The sequence below is a fragment of the Paraglaciecola sp. 2405UD69-4 genome (assembly GCF_047525415.1).
In the GTDB taxonomy this organism is placed as follows: Bacteria; Pseudomonadota; Gammaproteobacteria; order Enterobacterales; family Alteromonadaceae; genus Paraglaciecola.
Genome location: NZ_JBLIXM010000002.1, coordinates 167,524 through 185,556, shown reverse-complemented (window position 1 = coordinate 185,556; position 18,033 = coordinate 167,524). Strand labels below are relative to the sequence as shown.

Here is an 18,033-nt window from a genome sequence, read left to right as displayed (position 1 = left end):
AAATGACGTTATCTTTATCAGCATTAAATACCCTATCAACAACTGAAGCAGAAAATTGGTTTAGCCAATGCTGTGCATCTGAATTTTGGTTCAAGGCCATGGCGACAGGCCGTCCTTTTACCAGTGTTGATGCTGTCAAATCCCATGCAGTAGATATTTGGAACACCTGCAGCACCAGTGATTTTTTACAAGCCTTTGAAGCACATCCAATGATTGGCGATGTCAACAGTCTAAGAGCCAAGTACGCCGCAACCAAAAACATGGCTAGTAACGAGCAACAAGGGGCATCAGAAGCTGATGAAGCAGTACTGCAATCATTGGCAACAGCAAATAAAGCCTATTTAGATAAAAATGGATTTATTTTTATCATTTGCGCCAGCGGCCTAAGTGCACAAACCATGTTAGATGCCCTTACATTAAGACTTGAAAATGATACGGCTACTGAGGTTACCTTAGCAGCGGCAGAACAAATTAAAATTACTCTTTTGAGAATATCCAAAGGATTAGAAGAAGGAACAGTAGAATAATGAGCATTAGTTTATCAAGCCATGTATTAGATACCACCTTAGGAAAACCTGCTGCAGGAATGCAACTTTTATTGACCACATATGATGGTACTAAGATAGAAGGTTTAACAGATACAGATGGCAGATGTAACCAGTGGCAAGACTTTAAGTTTGAAGCAGGTGAATACTGCTTACGTTTTTATACCAAAGACTACCTTTTAGCCCACCACAAAGAAGCGTTTTACCCTTTTGTGGACGTACATTTTGAGCTTATAGAAGACGGGGGGCATTATCATGTCCCACTACTAATTTCGCCATATGGCTTTAGCAGCTATCGCGGTAGCTAGTGAGAAAACACACATTATGAGTACGCAAACCTATCGCGCTTCTTTGCTGCATTTTGCTGCAGCAACAAGCTCGCCTAAACTTGACTACGTGTTTATCGCTGACGGCCTTTTGGTAACGCGTAACGGCAAAGTTGAGTTTATTGGTGAGTATAAAGATAATATAAATCAATATCTTGGAGCAGTTCACCATGACTTTTCTGGAAAGTTAATCTTACCTGGTTTTATTGATAGTCATTTACACTTCCCGCAAACAGAAATGCTTGCAAGTTTTGGTGAACAGCTATTAGATTGGCTTACAGATTACACCTTTCCAGTAGAGCGCAAATTTGAAAACAAAGACTATGCAAGTCGTATTGCCAAGGTATTTTTAAATCAGCTTCATCGCCATGGAACGACCACGGGAATGGTGTATTCATCGGTACACAAGCAAGCCACAGATGCATTGTTTGAAGAAGCCCAAAAAACTGACATGTTGTTAATTGCCGGTAAGGTGTGCATGGACAGGCATTGTCCTGATTGGCTACAAGATACTCCAGAAAGTGCACAACGAGATAGCGCAGATTTGATAGACACTTGGCACAACAATGGCCGTTTAAAATATGCCATTACCCCAAGGTTTGCACCTACAAGTACCAAAGAGCAGCTACACGCACTTGGAGAGTTGGCCCAGCAATATCCTGATGTTTACATTCAAACGCACCTATCTGAAAACCATAATGAAATAGCTTGGGTAAAAGAGTTATTCCCTGAGCGTAAAAATTATTTAGACGTTTACGACCATTACAATCTGCTGCGTAAAGGCGCAGTGTTTGGCCATGGTATACATTTAGAGCAAACTGAGTGGCAAAGGTTAAGAGAAACCCAAGCCAGTATCGCATTTTGCCCTACTTCCAATTTATTTTTAGGCAGTGGTCTATTTGATTTGGCCAAAGCACAACAAGAAAACGTACCTGTAATGCTAGCCACAGACGTAGGTGGTGGTACAAGTTTTAGTATGCTGAAAACCCTAGGTGAAGCATACAAAATATGCCAGCTTAAAGGGAATCAAATCGACCCTATGCAAGGTCTTTACCTTATGACCCAAGGCGCTGCAGTTACCCTAGGGCTAGATGATAAAATTGGTAACCTTAATGTGGATACTGACGCAGATTTTGTCATACTCGATCCTGAGTTTGATGAGTTAACAACACTTCGTTTTGAAAACCATAGAACCCCCCAAGACTTAATCTTCGCATTAAGTATGTTAGCTGATGACAGAGCCATACATGCTACCTACGTAGCAGGTGAGCCAGTTTATCAAGCCAAGAAACAAACAAAAGAGGAAGCACATAATGTTACTTGATTGGATTTCACTATTTATTCGTTGGTTTCACGTTATTGCCGGCGTTGCCTGGATAGGTGCTTCGTTTTATTTTGTTTGGCTTGATAACAATTTGGATACCCCTCCAGATTGGAAAAAGAAAAAAGGTATAAAAGGAGACCTTTGGGCCGTCCATGGTGGTGGGTTTTACGAAGTAGCCAAATACGAATATGGCCCTGAAGTTATCCCCCAAAAACTTCACTGGTTTAAATGGGAAGCCTACACCACTTGGATAAGCGGCTTTTTACTTTTGAGTTTAGTGTATTACCACGGCGCAGCTATTTATCTAATAGATACATCAGTAATGGACTTAACACCTGGTGAAGCCATAGCAAGGGGCTTAGCGCTAATTTTTGGCGGTTTATTCATTTATGAAGCAGCATGTCGCAGCCCACTAGGTCGTTACCCTAAAGCGTTTGGGCTCATGTTTTTGATTCTATTAGCCGCTGTAAGTTATCTAGCAACCCATTGGTTTAGTGGCCGTGGTGCTTTCATACATGTTGGGGCATTGATCGGCACAATCATGGCAGGCAACGTTTTCTTCAAAATAATGCCCGCACAGCGCTTGATGGTAGATGCCGTTACCAATAAAACTGAAATCGATCCAAGCTGGGGCTTAGGCGCCAAACTACGTTCAGTGCACAACAATTACCTTACCCTGCCCTTGTTGTTTATAATGATCAGCAATCACTATGCTATGACTTATCAGCATGAACAAGCATGGCTGGTGTTAATGGCTATTGGCCTAGTATCTGCTTGGATACGTCACTATTTCAACCTTAAACATATAGGTATTTCACGACCTTCAATCTTGGTAAGCGGCGCAATTGGAATGTTTGCCATTGCCTACTGGGTTTCTATGCCTGCAACAGTAGCAGTTGCACCACAGCCAACTACCCTTGAAGAGCAAGCCATAGCTGCAGTGCAAGCTGAACCTAAAGTACTAAACCCAGATCAACAAGCTGTATTTGATGTTATGCAGGTGCACTGTGCAAATTGTCACTCAGCAGCACCAACCGATGATATTTTTGTGATTGCACCACTAGGTGTTAAATATGACACTTGGGACGAGATTGAGTCTAAAGCAGCATTAATACATCAAAGGGCTGTGGTGACTAAAGATATGCCATTGATGAATCGCACAGGTATGACGGAGGAAGAAAGGCAAGTCATCGCCCGTTGGTTCGCAAACAAGTAAATTTAGTCATATATCTAATACTAATATTTTGTTCTAATTGAGAAAAACAATTAGGTCAAACTATTATGTTCGGTATTTTTAAACCTGCAGCTCACCTTGAGCGTTTACCTGCAGAAAACATTGATAACACCTATAAACACTTGCGCTGGCAAGTGTTTATAGGCATTTTTGTTGGATATGCGGGCTACTACCTGGTCCGTAAAAACTTCTCTCTTGCCATGCCCTTTCTTATTGAAGAGCAAGGTTTTACCAAAGGCGAGCTAGGTTTAGCACTTTCAGCTGTATCTATCGCATACGGCTTAAGCAAGTTCTTGATGGGCAGTGTATCTGACCGCAGTAACCCAAGGTATTTCCTCTCCACAGGCCTATTGCTCTCTGCAGCTGTGATGTTTCTATTTGGTTTTACCTCTTGGGCCACCGCGAGTGTAACGTCAATATTTATTTTGTTATTTCTTAACGGATGGGCGCAAGGAATGGGCTGGCCTGCCTGTGGTCGCACTATGGTGCACTGGTTTTCTGGAAATGAAAGAGGCCAAACAGTTTCATTCTGGAACATTGCCCATAACCTTGGTGGCGGTTTAATAGGACCATTGGCTATTTTGGGAATGGCTTGGTTTAACGACTGGAACAGTATCTTTTATGTACCTGCCGCGGTAGCATCATTTATAGCTGTTTTTATATTTTTTACACTAAAAGATACCCCTCAATCCTGTGGCTTGCCGCCTATTGAAGAACACCGTCAAGACTACCCTAAAAATTATCAAGATAAACACGAAGCAGAGTTTAGTGCCAAAGAGATATTCCTAAAATATGTTCTCAATAATAAACTTTTATGGTTTATCGCCGTGGCAAATGCCTTCGTTTATCTAATTCGTTACGGAGTATTAGACTGGGCTCCAACCTACTTATACGAAGTAAAAGACTTCTCTTTTAATAAAAGCTCATGGGCCTACTTTTTATATGAATGGGCCGGTATTCCTGGCACCCTTTTATGCGGCTATATCAGTGATGCCTGCTTCAAAGGCCGCAGAGCTCCAGCGGCGATACTTTATATGGTACTCGTGCTCGCAGCTGTACTTGTTTATTGGTTTAATCCAGCTGGTAATCCAAACATCGACATTGCAGCATTAATGGCAATAGGCTTTTTGATATATGGCCCAGTCATGTTAATTGGTTTATTTGCATTAGAACTAGTCCCCAAAAAGGCTGCAGGGACGGCCGCTGGATTAACAGGCTTGTTTGGCTACCTTGGAGGTGCCGTTGTCGCCAACATAGCATTAGGATACACAGTGGATCATTTTGGATGGGATGGTGGCTTTGTACTCTTAGTTGGCGGTTGTATTTGCGCCATCTTATTAATAGCTATGACCTTAAAGCATGAAGTTGCCCATGAAAGCCACGCTAACAAAGCATAAACCTTAGCTTGCTAGGTCAAGTTACAAAAAAGCTAAAATACTAGGTGAGCGAAAAGTGCTATATACAAGTGATTTCGCTGCCTTTTTTAGCCTTTTTGTTTAAATATATCGCCTGTTTTCTGCTAAATACCCTAATAACAAAAATGCAGAGATGATCCCTAGCCCCCGATAAGTATGGGGTATTAGTAAAATCAATTGCTTAATATAGGGAGTAACAAACACAATAAGAAGCCCGTAACCAAACGCACAGATAAGTACAAACACACAGGTACGAATAATAAAATGATATGGGCTAATCAGCCGCTTTATATATTTGTTAAGGAGGTCACCAAATACGACTAATATAGTGGCGATTAAAGTCAGGGCTATCTCACTATAATATGGCTGCATAAAAGCACTAATATTAGAAAGCCCATTGTAAAGCCACTGCATTTAGTGACTCTCCAACTCATTAAATAGATCCAACATACCTTGCTCGTTTAGCACCTTTATACCAAGGCTTTCAGCTTTACTAAGCTTAGACCCGGCTTTTTCACCTGCTATCAAACAACTTGTCTTTGCAGATACACTACCAGAGACTTTAGCGCCTAAGCTTTGTAATTTAGCTTTGGCTGTGTTTCTGTCCATTTGTGACAGGGTACCCGTTAAGACATAGGTTTGGCCTGCTAGTGGCAACGAATCTAAGGCAATTTTTTCAACTTTGGGCCAGTGGATCCCAACTGCTAGTAAATCATTAATGACCTGCAGGTTGTGGGCTTCAGTAAAAAAATTAACTAGGTGCTGAGCTACAATTACCCCAACATCGCTTACTTCTTGCAAGCTTTCTAAACTGGCGGCTTTAATTGCGTCTAACTCACAGTAATGCGCAGCTAAATTACCAGCTGTAGCTTCACCTACTTCTCTAATACCCAACGAATAGATAAATTTAGCTAAGGTTGTTTGTTTACTTTTTTCTAAAGACTGAATCAAATTAGCCGCGGACTTTTCACCCATACGCTCTAGATTTGATATCTGTACTAATTCAAGTTTAAAAAAGTCAGCTGGAGTTTTAACAAGCTTTTGATCAACCAGTTGCTCGATAATTTTGTCTCCCAAGCCATCAATATCGAAAGCTTTTCGAGATGCGAAGTGCTTCATAGACTCTTTTAATTGAGCGGCGCAATATAAGCCACCAGTGCACCTGGCAACGGCTTCATCTTCAAGCTTTTCTATATTCGAATCACAGATAGGACATGTTTTCGGGAAAACAATATCTTTAGCATCTGCTGGGCGCTTTTCTATAATAACCGATACGACTTGAGGAATAACATCCCCTGCTCGCCTAATGATAACCGTATCACCTACTTTTAAGCCTAAGCGCTGTATCTCATCTTGGTTATGTAGCGTGGCATTAGATACTGTAACACCACCAACAAATACCGGCTCTAATCTAGCAACAGGTGTTATGGCGCCCGTTCGCCCTACTTGAAACTCTACCTCTTGCACTACTGTCATTTCTTCTTGGGCAGGAAACTTATGGGCAATGGCCCAACGGGGAGCTCTAGCCACAAAGCCAAGCTCTTGCTGTAAAGCAATATCATCAGCTTTAAACACCACGCCATCAATGTCGTAGTTTAAAGCATCTCGTTTTGCACCAATAGCTTGATAGTATGCTAAGCACCCTGTCGCGTCTTGGGCTACCTGTAATTCTTGGCTAAGAGGTAATCCCCATTCACTTAATTGTTTTAAACGGGCTGAGTGGGTATCAGCTAGAGGGTTCTGTTCGCCTTCTACTAAACCAAGGGAGTAGGTGAAAAACATTAAGGGTCGTTTGGCTGTAATACGGGAGTCTAGTTGCCTTAAGCTACCAGCAGCAGCGTTTCTAGGATTAGCAAAAACCTTTTTACCCTCTGCTAATTGGGTTTCATTTAGCTTAATAAATCCATCACGGCTCATCACTACCTCGCCCCTAACTTCTAGGCGCTGAGGGTAATCATTACCTCTTAAGGTTAGGGGAATATTGCGAATAGTACGTACATTGGTTGTAATGTTCTCTCCTATTCTACCATCGCCTCTTGTGGCACCACGGACCAATTTTCCGTTTTCATAAAGTAAGCTTACCGCTAAGCCGTCAAGTTTCGGCTCACAGCTAAAAGCAATGTTAACATCACGCTTTAATCTATCTTTCATTCGCTTTTCAAAGGCCAGAAAGGTTTCTTCATCAAAAGCGTTATCTAAAGACAGCATAGGAACTTCATGCTCTACCTGCTCAAATTCAGGCAATGGCATGTCACCTACTTTTTGGCTAGGCGAATCCGGGGTAAGTAATTCTGGATGTGCAGCTTCAATGGCTTTTAAAGCCTGCATTTGTCTGTCGTATTCAACATCAGGTACTGAAGGGTTATCCAATACATAATATTGATAATTGTATTCGGTAATGGTGGATTTGATTGCAGCGAGTTTTAAAATTGTGTCTTGCGAGACTGCCATAAAAAGCATTCCATAGAAAAGAAGTTAAGCGTTCCCCTCACTTCAAGCAAGGGGATAATAAGTAAGTTTTACCCGTTTTGTAGCATACGTTGGCGTTCGAATTCTCGAATTTTTTCAACATATTGTTGTAGGCTTTGTTTGGTTAACAAGGTGCGTTTTGCATCGTAGATTTGAGCTGAAAATTCCTCAGCGATTTTTCTAGCGGCATTATGCATCATATTGAAGACCTGATGGGGTTCGCCCTCTATGGGCAAAATCATAAATAAAGAGACCCCTTGAGTTGAAAAGTTTTCAAGGTTATCAATATCAAATACGCCTGGCTTAAACATATTGGCTAGGCTGAACAATACAGGACCTTTACCGTTAGAGTTCACATGGCGATGGAATATATCTTGATCACCAAACTTAAACCCAAGTGTTAGTAACATAGGTAACAAAGCAGCACCAGAGATAGGGTCTCCGTCTGGGGTTTTAACGTTTAAAACTAACACTTCTTGAGCTTGCACGCTTTGGGTTTGTTGTGCTTTAGCTTCTTTTGGCGCACTTGGCTCAACTTGCTCTGTAACCTCTTCATCAAAATCAATGCGTAGTTGGTCTTCAGCTAATTTAGGCTCTCGACGTTTTCGAGAGGTTTCTGCCTTTTTACGCTTTACAAGGTTACGAGCTTGCTCGCTTAAGGATGGTTTTTCTTCTACCTGCTCTTGCTGGCTAGTTGTAGTTAGCTCAGCTTGATGCTCTGCAGCGTTTTTAGTTTCTTGTAAACCTTGCACTATTGGTGCTTGTTGAGAAGATCCCTTTTTAAGTAAAAATGGAGGCGGCTCAGGGGCTTCATAACCATCAGTTACAGAACTTGTACTTACTTGACCGAACGCCTGACTCGTACCTCTTGTAGAATTGGAAGTTGTGCTGGGCTCAACAATCTTTGGTTGACTAAGCTCGCTGCTCTGGTTCATAGAAACATGACTTTTCTTAACATATTCAGGTTTAGGCTGAGTAACTACAGATGCATAGATGCGCCCTGATTTGGCATTTGACTCTTGTGTTACCTTTGCTTCTTTCGCAGCTTCGACTTCTGTCGTTTCTGGCCCTGTTGGGGCTTTGGGGTCGGTATCTGCAGTTGTTGACACTACTCTGACACTGCCAATACCTAAATCATCAAATTTATCCGTACCTAAGTCATCTTTAGACAAGGCATCATCTTGCTCTGCTAGCGGTGGCTCAACTATGTTTTCATTAATATCAGTTACCACTTCTGAGTCATCGGACAGCTCATTTTCTTCATAAAGATCATCAGACTGAAGGATAGGTTTGGCTCTTTTTTTAGTTGTTTTTTGTTCACTATTTTTACGTGAAACCCATATACCATGTACGGCTACACCTATGATGACACAACTGCCGACTACTAATAATGACCAACGTAAAACATCTTCCATTTAATTCACTCGTACTTTTTATTCTTTATAATTTATGGTTAACGCACTTTAAGCATTTGCAATTGCAACCGCTTCTTCTACGTCCACCGCTACCATTCTTGAAACACCAGGCTCAGCCATTGTGACACCTGTTAAGTGGGTGGCCATTTCCATTGCAATTTTATTATGGGTAATATAAATAAACTGCACACTTTTTGACATTTCAGATACTAATTTACAAAAACGCCCTACGTTAGCATCATCAAGAGGCGCATCCACTTCATCTAACAAACAAAATGGCGCCGGGTTTAACCTAAATATGGCAAACACTAATGATAAAGCGGTCAGCGCTTTTTCACCACCCGAAAGCAGGTGAATTGTACTGTTTTTCTTTCCCGGCGGTCTTGCCATTATGGTTACGCCAGTTTCCAGTAAGTCATCATCCGTTAATGCTAAATATGCAGAGCCACCGCCGAACACCTTAGGAAACAACATTTTCAAATCATCATTGACTATATCAAAGGTCTCTTTAAAACGGGTTCTAGTCTCTTTATCGATTTTGCGTATTGCTTGCTCTAGAATCTCCATAGCCGACACCAGATCGTCATTCTGGTCATCTAAATGCTGTTTCCGCTGGGCTTGAACTTCGTACTCTTCTACTGCGGCCAAATTCACTGCCCCTAAACGACTTACTGATGCTGTGGTTTTATCTAGTAATCGTTGCCACTCATTTTCATCAGCATTGTCGTCCATACTATCCAACACAGTTTGTAGCTTCTGCTGCATCTCTTCTACTTGCTCTAGAAAACCATTTGCACGGACGCGATAGCCTTCACACTCTAACTTCACAGCTTGTAATTCAGTAAGCATGGCTTGGATCTTGTCGGTAACCCCTTGTTGGCCTTTTTCTGCTTCGATTAGTTTTTCTTCTACCTCTGACAAGCGTTCCGACAAGTGGTTCTGCTCAACTTCAAGGGATGCTTTTAGATCTAGATATTGTTGTAAATTCTCAACTTGCTCTTCTAAAGGCATTGCTAGTTCCGCGAGCTCAGCTTGCAATAAATCTAAGTTCTGCTTTATTGTCTCTAATCGTTGCTGCTCCCGCTGTTGTTCGGTAGTTAAGGTTTTATGCTGACCTTGGATACTTTGTAAGTGCAGTGCTAGTCGATGTAAATTGGTTTTTCCGCTTTCTAATTTGCTACGGTTAGTGGCTATGTTTTGTTGATATCGCTCTCTGTCTTCTTCTGCTGTTATTTGTTGCTCTTGAAGCACCTCAACCGCTTGATCTAGCTCTTCAGCTTGCATCGCTAATTCTTCGAGCTGCTGCTTTTCATCTTCAAATGTTTCTTGGTAGCGATTTAACTCTTCTATTAGGCGGCTATGTCTACTCAATTGTTGTTGCTGTTGACCTGTAAACAGCTGCAATTGATTTTTATATTCTTGCCATTGTTGTTTATGCTCATCAAGCTGATGCTTTGCGAGCTTATGTTGTTCTTTAGCTGCATCTAATAACTGTTTTAATTCTTGAAGTGCTAATTGTGACTCTTCTAAGCGTTTTGCTGTGTTTTCTTTTTCTGTTTCTAGTATTTTTATCTGACTGGCTCTTTGCAGCAAACCCGCCTCTTGCTCAACAGGCCCAGATATCATCCAATCAGGTCCAAACCAAACACCTTCTTTAGTAACGACTGATTGGTGGCTTTTTAGCTTAGATAGCAGAGATGTTGCTTCATCTTGGTCTTCAGCAAACATAATATGCGTCAACCAAACGGGGACTTTTTTATTGTTTAGTTTACTGGCTAGCGAATCTGCAGGTATTACATCAATATATTTGTCAGCAAAGGCCCATAGCCCCCCAACCTGAGAATTGAGTGACTCAAGAATGCTATTATTGCTAACTTCCATTGCCCCTTGCCAATTTAAGGTTACGGTTTCAAAAGCTTTTTCCCATCCAGTCTGTATATCTAGGGTTTGCCACCAGGTGGTAGCGTCTAGATTGTGGGAATCAAGTAAATCAGCTAATGAGCTATTTTTTTGTGATGATAGTTGCAGAGCATGTAATGCGGAGATCTGAGCTTGTAGACTTTGTAACTCTCCTTGAATACTTACCTGTACCTGATTAGCTTGAACTTGTTCTTCAATATACTGGTTTTCTAATTTTGAATTTGTCTCTACTAGCTCTGCTGACTCAGTTATGTTTTGTTCTTTTAAAAGAATTTGCTCTTGGCATTGCTCAATTTGATAACCTAGATCTTCATCTGATTCCATAGCCAACTCATCTTTTAGCTCACCAATACGTTGCTGTGTCCGTAACTGCATTGACATAATAGTTTGGATTTTGCCATGACAACTTTGAGCTTGTTGCTTGCTTAGATTGAACTTTTGATCTTGCGCTCGCCAGGCATGTTGCGCTTGACTCAACTCTTCTTCAGAAGCCATTAAAGATAATTGGGCTTGCTCTACTTCTTCATCTAACAGCTCTTTCTCTGGCTCAGCTAATTGTATCTGTTGTACTAGATCTTCAATGGTGTCTATGTGTTGTTGCTGCGATATTTCAATATCAGTAATTTCTTCTCTCAGGCCCTGAGAGTCTTTCTGGATTTGTTGTTGCCTTTGCTTGGTATGGATCTGAATTTGTTCAATACGGGTGATATCTGTGCTCACCTTAAATAGCTGCTGCTGAATATCTGAAATTTTTTGCTTTAGATCACTCTGCTGCTCTTTGTAGAGGGTTATGTCTTTTTCTTCATTACGTTGAGTAGCCACATAGGCTTCAATATCAGCATTCTTTTGAGTAATATCAGCTTCTAACAGCTCTACTTTCTTACTATGTTTGAGCCAACGCAGCGCAGCGAGCTCTACTTTATACTGTCGCTCATTTTTCTTTAATTCTTTATATCGATTAGCTGCAGCTGCCTGACGTTGCAGTTTTTCTAGTTGTTGCCCTAACTCACCGCGCACGTCTTCTAAGCGTTCGAGATTTTCTTTGGTATGACGAATTCGAGTCTCTGTTTCGCGCCTTCTTTCTTTATATTTAGACACGCCAGCAGCTTCTTCAATAAACACCCTCAACTCTTGAGGTTTGGACTCGATTAACCGAGAAATCATGCCCTGCTCTATAATGGCATAGCTTCTAGGCCCTAACCCTGTCCCTAAAAACAGGTCAGTTACATCACGGCGACGACATTTAGCATTATTTAATAAGTAGCTAGATTTAGCCTCTTTAGTCACAATACGCTTTACAGAAAGCTCGTTGTAACCGGCGTATTCCCCTTGGATGCGGCCCTGAGAATTATCAAAAACTAATTCAACACTACACTGAGAAACTGGCTTTCTCGCCGTTGACCCATTAAAAATAACATCGGTCATAGCGTCACCACGGAGGTTTTTAGCCGAGCTTTCACCAAGCACCCAACGCACTGCATCAATGACATTAGATTTTCCACAGCCGTTCGGGCCAACGACGGCCGTCATATCATCTGGAAATGGGATGGTGGTTGGATCAACAAAAGACTTAAATCCAGCCAATTTTATTTTTTTCAGGCGCATAAATTGAAAGACACTAGGTCGTATAGTCCCTAAAAATATTATAATTATTATTGTTCAGGAGATGAATGTACCAAAAGTCATCAAGTGTAACAATTGACGTTTTGAACATCTGTGTGAGTTCCGTATACTTCTCTTCATCAATTTACAGCTTGTACTGGTTTTTAACTAAGTTAATTCAAACAAAACATAAGGTTAATAAGTTTACTATGCATTATTTTTTATTGGGGTTTAGCCTGATTTCAACTAAAGGTTTAAAACGATTTGTGTTTTTTCCTTTAGCTATAAACCTAGTATTGTTTTCTGTGGCAATTTATTTTCTATTTGGTGAAATTAGTGCCAGCATTGTCTGGATGGTAGACCTGATCCCAGATTGGGAATGGCTAAGCTGGTTGAAGCAAGGGTTAAGCTACATTATTTGGCCTATAGCAGTTATCAGCATACTCCTTGTTTTTTCATTAATATTTGGCACCTTAGCTAACTGGATAGCCGCACCTTTTAATGGCTTACTTGCTGAAAAAGTTGAGCAGCACTTAACTGGGCAAACAATGGATGACACTGGCTTGTTAGATATATTTAAAGATATCCCCCGCACCCTAGGACGGGAATTAGCAAAATTAAGTTACTACTTGCCACGAGCCATAGGCTTCCTGTTATTATTTTTTATTCTCCCGTTATTTGGACAAGTTTTATGGTTTTTATTTAGTGCTTGGATGATGGCAATACAATATTGCGATTACCCGTTTGATAACCATAAGGTACCCTTCTCTAGGATGAAATACGTATTAGGGAATAATAAATCGCAGAGTTTTAGCTTCGGAATAACGGTAAGTATTTGTTCTATGATCCCTATTGTTAATTTCCTAGTGATGCCCGTTGCAGTCTGTGGCGCTACTGCATTATGGGTTGAAGAATTAAAAGATCAGGTTTAACCATAATCTTCATTTAAACATTCGGCTGTTGCATACTAAAGGTAGCAGCCTAGTTACACATCATTCTCTTATTAAAGCTATCAGAATCTAAACTCCACCTTCTCTCTTTTGTTTTCCCTTAATGGTAATGACTAAACAAAAATCTTAAATACTCCTTACCAATCGCCTTACGGCTTAAATGTGTACCTTAGCGCCGCAAAGTATTAAATATCTATACCTTGGTACTATGAATTAGATACAAGTCATAGAAAGGTTTATTAATTCTTAGACTTTGATAACTTTATAACCAGTTACTCAACTGCAAAATTAAATATCAAGGAACTACTATGAAAATCCAAGCCCCCACTAAGCCTTATACATTAGCTTCTATTGTTGCCCTTATAGTTGGCGCTGGTGCCTACGGAATCGGTTTGTTTAATGCAGACATGGCATTGAATGAAAAAGGTTATTATCTTGCAATAATTTTATATGGCTTGTTTTCTATGGTCTCACTACAAAAAACCATCAGAGATAAAGCTGAAGGGATAAATACATCAAAAATTTACTATATGCTCTCTTGGGCATCAGCCGGCGTATCTGTTGCGTTATTAGTTATTGGGTTAATCAATGCAAACCTATTATTAAGTGAAAAAGGGTTTTATGCCATGTCCTATGTGTTAAGTTTATTTGCCGCTATTACTGTTCAAAAAAATGTCCGTGACAAGCAAGCATTTGACCTACTTGATAACAAGGAATCAGACGCCTTTATAGAAGAGCCTATTACCGAATAAAATGTACTATGGGTTATGAGCCCTCTCATAACCCATTAAACTATCAAGGTTTAACAGACTTTTACTGTGTATACCTGACTGTCGTACTCTACCAAGTCACCGACCATGATTTTTTTACGCCGCCTAGTTTCAACATCTCCGTTAACTGACACTTTACCCTCATCAATTACGGCTTTTGCTTCTCCTCCACTAGAGACTAATGCTTCAAACTTTAAGAGTTGATACAAGGCAATGGGCTCTTCATTAATTTCTATATATTTCATAGTCTAACTTGTTGTAATTGTTTAAATCAATTTACTCCATCGCAATTAACAATTACAGTAATTAGGTATTTTCTATACAATATAAATCCTTGTTAACCCCTTTATATGATCCAATGAGCGAAATACATGAAACTCTTAATTAACCTAGTTCGTAATCTATTAGGTAGCTTTATAGCTGCCATTGATTTAATTACCAGAGGGGCTAAAAAAACGCGTACACCTGACGAACAAAGGCAGGTAGAAAAAGCGATACATGGTTTATCTTTGTATCAGTTTTTTGCGTGCCCTTTTTGTATTAAGACAAGAAGAGTCATGCATAAACTAAACTTACCTATAGTTCGTCGCAATGCTTCTAAATCTCCGTTTAGAGAAGAGTTGTTACAACAAGGGGGCAAAATTCAAACTCCTTGTTTACGAATTGAAGAGGGCGAGAAAGTAGTATGGATGTACGAGTCTTCAGAAATTATTAAGTACTTAGAGGAGCGTTTTTCTTAAGGTTTCTTGTAAAAAGTAACTAATAAAAACTTAAAACAGTGGTCTATTTGGCCACTGTTTTTTTATGCTTTTAAAAACACCAATAGACATAAAAAAGCCACACCATAAATTGCAGTGTGGCTTTTAATCTTAGTCAATCCCTTGCTACTAAATTGGAGCTCTTCCTTGTTCATCTAAGGTTTGCCCTTTCATGAACATGGAAATCCGTCGACATACTACGTAAAAAACTGGTGTGAATAACAAACCAAATAGGGTAACACCTAACATTCCACTGAACACAGTCACACCAAGAGCTTGGCGCATTTCGGCACCTGCCCCTGTTGCAATTGCAAGTGGCACGACTCCTAAAATAAAAGCAAACGATGTCATTAATATTGGGCGTAATCTAAGTTTTCCTGCCTCAACCACAGCTTTATACATAGGTACACCTTGCTGCTCTAGGTGGCGGGCAAACTCAACAATTAAAATAGCATTTTTACTAGCTAGTCCTACCAATACAATTAACCCCACTTGAGTCAATATATTGTTGTCCATATCCAATAACCACACTCCTGTAATGGCACTTAACAAACACATAGGCACGATTAAAATAACCGACAATGGCAATGTCCAGCTTTCGTATAAAGCCACTAACAATAGAAATACAAAGACTACGGCCAGAACAAATGCAATGGTGGCTGTGTTTCCGGCTTGTTGCTGCTGATATGCAAGCTCAGTCCATTCAAAATCGATACCTGGTGGTAAAATCTCTTCTGCCAGTTTTTCCATTGTCGCTATTGCTTCTCCCGAACTATACCCAGGAGCAGTGTTGCCAAGTAGGTCTGCAGCTGGATACAGGTTATACCTAGGTACTCTTGAAGGACCAGATCTGTACTCAAAAGTAGCCACTGAACTTAACGGCACCATTAGCCCATCTTCATTACGAACTCGAATTCGACCTATATCCTCCGGCGTCATTCTATATTGGGAGTCGGCTTGCGCTGTTACCCTAAAGGTTCTGCCTAGATAACTAAAATCATTAACAAAAGCACTGCCCAAGTACACCTCTAGGGCGGAAAAAACTTCAGAAACTGGGACGCCTAAACGCTCTACCCTCTCACGATCTATATTGGCGTATAATTGCGGAGTGTTGGTTTCAAACAGACTAAACACCTGAGTCGTAGCAGGGGCCTGATTGGCAGCTGTTGCGAGCTGCCACATTGATTGTTCAAGAAATGGCAAACCGTGACCTACACGGTCTTCTATCATCATTTTAAAGCCACCACCATTACCTATACCACGAACCGAAGGTGGCGGAATAACGACTATAAAGGCCTCTTTAATCTGTGCCATTTGAGCCTGAACATCAGCATATATTTTCTCAAATGTGAGCCCTTTTTTGGCCCTATCCTCAAAATACAACATCTGTGTGAAGATAGCCGCAGAGTTAGATGCGTTTGTAAATGTAGCCCCTGAGAACCCTGCAAATGCCACTGAAGTACGAATACCTTCGACGCTAAGTAAGCGTTCTATGGCTTCATTCACCACCTCATCAGTGCGAGACAATGATGCACCTGAAGGCAATTGTATACTCACAATAACGTAGCCTTGATCTTGCTGGGGAATAAAACCTCTTGGAACCGAGGAAAACAAGTAACCAGCTAATACCATTAGTCCTATATAAACCAAGATAACTAAGGGAATTAACCGAATTAGTTTACTGGTTAAAAAGCCATACCCATCAGACAGCTTATCCATCCCCTGGTTAAAACCATTGGCAAGCAAAGTCCCGATACCAAGTTTACTGTTTTCTTTATCTTCTACTTTATGAGCTTTCAGTAATACGGCAGACATAGCAGGGCTAAGAATAAGAGACACTGAAACCGAAATCATAGTCGCAATAGCAATGGTAATACCAAACTGACTATAAAACTGTCCTGATATACCGCCTATGAATGCTGTAGGTAAAAATACCGCGACTAAAACAATGCCAATAGCAATAACTGCGCCCCCTACTTCCTTCATGGTTTCTCTAGCCGCTTCAATAGGCTTCTTACCATCAGCAAGCAAACGCTCCATATTTTCAACCACAACTATGGCATCGTCGACCACTATACCAATGGCCAAAACAAGTCCAAACAGCGTGAGGTTATTGAGTGAAAAACCAAGCGCACTCATAACGGCAAAGGTACCAATGAGCGATACAGGAATAGCAACAACTGGAATGATAGCCGCTCGCCAGCTCTGTAAAAATACTATAACAACCAAAACAACTAAAACTATCGCTTCATAAATTGTCATTTTTACAGCGTCTATAGACTGGCTAATGAACTCAGTGGGGTTATAAGCAATTTTATAAGCTAAATCAGGTGGAAACTTTTGCTCTAGCTCCTGCATAATGCCTTTAATGGTATCGGCTGTTTCTAAGGCATTAGTACCTGGACGTTGAAAAATAGGGATCGCTATCGCTTTTTTATCTCCAAGATAACCACGAGTAGTATAGCTTTCTGCACCTAGCTCAACCCGGCCCACATCTCTTAGCCTTACAATTTTACCATCAGTATTTTTTATAATGACATTTTCAAACTCCTCCGGCTCTTGTAAGCGCCCTTGTGTTTGAACCGCTAATTCAAATGCCGTTTGACCTTGTAGAACAGGCGACTGGTTTAAAGTACCACTGGACACTTGAATATTTTGACTTTGTAACTCAGTAACCACTTCTGAGGCCGTCATACCGAGTGAAGCAATGCGGTCTGGATCTAACCACACACGCATAGAATATTGGCTGGCTCCAAATATCCGTAGATTCCCCACCCCTTCGATTCTTGAAAGCTGATCTTGAATATGTAGTGCGACATAGTTAGCAATATAGGTTTGATCATAGGTGCCATTTGGAGAAAACATGTTAACTACTAACATTAAATCTGGTGAGTTTTTAGCTGTTGTGATACCTATGCGCTTAACAGGCTCAGGTAATCTAGGCTCGGCAATTGCCACACGGTTTTGTACCTGAACTTGGGCTTTATCGAGATCAGTTCCAAGTTTAAAAGTCACAGTAATAGTGACAGAGCCATCAGCAGTAGATTGTGAAGATAAGTACAGCATATCTTCTACACCATTAATTTGTTGCTCTATTGGTGTAGCCACAGTTTTAGCTGCTATTTCTGCATTCGCCCCCGGATAAGAAGCTGTAACCTGAATAGTAGGCGGAGCCACCTGAGGGTATTGTTCAACGGGTAATCCTAAATAGGCAATACTACCTATTATCATCACCATAATGGCTAATACTGAGGCAAATTTAGGGCGAGATATAAAATATTGAGTAAAATTCATAAATACCCTAA

14 protein-coding genes are annotated in these 18,033 nt (G+C 40.7%); 8 read left to right on the top strand and 6 right to left on the bottom strand.

What is annotated here, in order from left to right:
• Positions 1-2: 2 nt before the first annotated feature.
• The 5 genes from uraD to glpT all read left to right on the top strand — a co-directional run bounded on the left by uraD (position 3) and on the right by glpT (position 4,826).
• A complete protein-coding gene (uraD, locus tag ACMUMK_RS07380) occupies positions 3-527 on the top strand; it encodes a 2-oxo-4-hydroxy-4-carboxy-5-ureidoimidazoline decarboxylase (protein ID WP_414700490.1) in 525 nt (174 codons plus the stop codon).
• On the top strand, positions 527-853 hold the full coding sequence (gene uraH / locus ACMUMK_RS07375) for a hydroxyisourate hydrolase (protein ID WP_414700489.1): 327 nt from the start codon (positions 527-529) through the stop codon (positions 851-853). Before uraD ends, uraH begins: the two co-directional genes overlap by 1 nt.
• A 16-nt stretch (positions 854-869) precedes the next feature.
• Positions 870-2,195 (top strand): guanine deaminase, encoded by a 1,326-nt coding sequence (gene guaD, locus ACMUMK_RS07370; RefSeq protein WP_414700488.1) that lies wholly within the window; start codon positions 870-872, stop codon positions 2,193-2,195.
• Positions 2,185-3,411 (top strand): urate hydroxylase PuuD, encoded by a 1,227-nt coding sequence (locus ACMUMK_RS07365; RefSeq protein WP_414700487.1) that lies wholly within the window; start codon positions 2,185-2,187, stop codon positions 3,409-3,411. Before guaD ends, ACMUMK_RS07365 begins: the two co-directional genes overlap by 11 nt.
• Before the next feature lie 65 nt (positions 3,412-3,476).
• Entirely contained in the window at positions 3,477-4,826 is a 1,350-nt protein-coding gene (glpT, locus tag ACMUMK_RS07360) for a glycerol-3-phosphate transporter (protein WP_414700486.1), read from the top strand.
• A gap of 99 nt (positions 4,827-4,925) precedes the next feature.
• On the opposite strand, the gene ACMUMK_RS07355 is transcribed toward glpT, so the two are convergent.
• The 4 genes from ACMUMK_RS07355 to smc form a co-directional block, all read right to left on the bottom strand.
• On the bottom strand, positions 4,926-5,258 hold the full coding sequence (locus tag ACMUMK_RS07355) for a DUF3392 domain-containing protein (protein WP_414700485.1): 333 nt from the start codon (positions 5,256-5,258) through the stop codon (positions 4,926-4,928).
• Complete coding sequence (gene ligA, locus ACMUMK_RS07350) at positions 5,259-7,295, bottom strand: NAD-dependent DNA ligase LigA (protein ID WP_414700484.1); 2,037 nt, start codon at positions 7,293-7,295, stop codon at positions 5,259-5,261. It lies immediately after the preceding gene.
• A gap of 68 nt (positions 7,296-7,363) precedes the next feature.
• Complete coding sequence (gene zipA, locus ACMUMK_RS07345; protein ID WP_414700483.1) at positions 7,364-8,728, bottom strand: cell division protein ZipA; 1,365 nt, start codon at positions 8,726-8,728, stop codon at positions 7,364-7,366.
• 48 nt (positions 8,729-8,776) lie between these two features.
• Complete coding sequence (gene smc, locus ACMUMK_RS07340; RefSeq protein WP_414700482.1) at positions 8,777-12,253, bottom strand: chromosome segregation protein SMC; 3,477 nt, start codon at positions 12,251-12,253, stop codon at positions 8,777-8,779.
• Between the two features lie 206 nt (positions 12,254-12,459).
• Between smc and cysZ the strand changes: the two genes are divergently transcribed.
• Both cysZ and yiaA read left to right on the top strand, forming a co-directional pair.
• The gene (gene cysZ, locus ACMUMK_RS07335; protein ID WP_414701381.1) at positions 12,460-13,182 is read left to right on the top strand and encodes a sulfate transporter CysZ; all 723 of its coding nucleotides are present in this window, start codon (positions 12,460-12,462) and stop codon (positions 13,180-13,182) included.
• A gap of 326 nt (positions 13,183-13,508) precedes the next feature.
• Positions 13,509-13,952, top strand: coding sequence for an inner membrane protein YiaA (gene yiaA / locus ACMUMK_RS07330; protein WP_414700481.1), 444 nt, complete (start codon positions 13,509-13,511; stop codon positions 13,950-13,952).
• Between the two features lie 50 nt (positions 13,953-14,002).
• On the opposite strand, the gene ACMUMK_RS07325 is transcribed toward yiaA, so the two are convergent.
• A complete protein-coding gene (locus ACMUMK_RS07325) occupies positions 14,003-14,215 on the bottom strand; it encodes an RNA-binding S4 domain-containing protein (RefSeq protein WP_414700480.1) in 213 nt (70 codons plus the stop codon).
• A 126-nt stretch (positions 14,216-14,341) separates the two neighbouring features.
• Here ACMUMK_RS07325 and ACMUMK_RS07320 point away from each other — a divergent pair, with 126 nt between their 5' ends.
• Positions 14,342-14,710 carry a glutathione S-transferase N-terminal domain-containing protein gene (locus tag ACMUMK_RS07320; RefSeq protein WP_414700479.1) on the top strand — a complete coding sequence of 123 codons (369 nt, stop codon included), beginning with the start codon at positions 14,342-14,344 and terminating at the stop codon, positions 14,708-14,710.
• A gap of 147 nt (positions 14,711-14,857) precedes the next feature.
• Here ACMUMK_RS07320 and ACMUMK_RS07315 read toward each other — a convergent pair whose 3' ends face one another.
• A complete protein-coding gene (locus ACMUMK_RS07315) occupies positions 14,858-18,022 on the bottom strand; it encodes an efflux RND transporter permease subunit (protein ID WP_414700478.1) in 3,165 nt (1,054 codons plus the stop codon).
• Positions 18,023-18,033: the final 11 nt, after the last annotated feature.

Coding starts and splice junctions, on each gene's coding strand:
- ACMUMK_RS07315 (WP_414700478.1), bottom strand. CDS start 18,022: ATGAATTTTACTCAATATTTTATATCTCGCCCTAAATTTGCCTCAGTA.
- zipA (WP_414700483.1), bottom strand. CDS start 8,728: ATGGAAGATGTTTTACGTTGGTCATTATTAGTAGTCGGCAGTTGTGTC.
- glpT (WP_414700486.1), top strand. CDS start 3,477: ATGTTCGGTATTTTTAAACCTGCAGCTCACCTTGAGCGTTTACCTGCA.
- yiaA (WP_414700481.1), top strand. CDS start 13,509: ATGAAAATCCAAGCCCCCACTAAGCCTTATACATTAGCTTCTATTGTT.
- ACMUMK_RS07365 (WP_414700487.1), top strand. CDS start 2,185: ATGTTACTTGATTGGATTTCACTATTTATTCGTTGGTTTCACGTTATT.
- uraD (WP_414700490.1), top strand. CDS start 3: ATGACGTTATCTTTATCAGCATTAAATACCCTATCAACAACTGAAGCA.
- ligA (WP_414700484.1), bottom strand. CDS start 7,295: ATGGCAGTCTCGCAAGACACAATTTTAAAACTCGCTGCAATCAAATCC.
- cysZ (WP_414701381.1), top strand. CDS start 12,460: ATGCATTATTTTTTATTGGGGTTTAGCCTGATTTCAACTAAAGGTTTA.
- uraH (WP_414700489.1), top strand. CDS start 527: ATGAGCATTAGTTTATCAAGCCATGTATTAGATACCACCTTAGGAAAA.
- smc (WP_414700482.1), bottom strand. CDS start 12,253: ATGCGCCTGAAAAAAATAAAATTGGCTGGATTTAAGTCTTTTGTTGAT.
- ACMUMK_RS07355 (WP_414700485.1), bottom strand. CDS start 5,258: ATGCAGTGGCTTTACAATGGGCTTTCTAATATTAGTGCTTTTATGCAG.
- ACMUMK_RS07320 (WP_414700479.1), top strand. CDS start 14,342: ATGAAACTCTTAATTAACCTAGTTCGTAATCTATTAGGTAGCTTTATA.
- ACMUMK_RS07325 (WP_414700480.1), bottom strand. CDS start 14,215: ATGAAATATATAGAAATTAATGAAGAGCCCATTGCCTTGTATCAACTC.
- guaD (WP_414700488.1), top strand. CDS start 870: ATGAGTACGCAAACCTATCGCGCTTCTTTGCTGCATTTTGCTGCAGCA.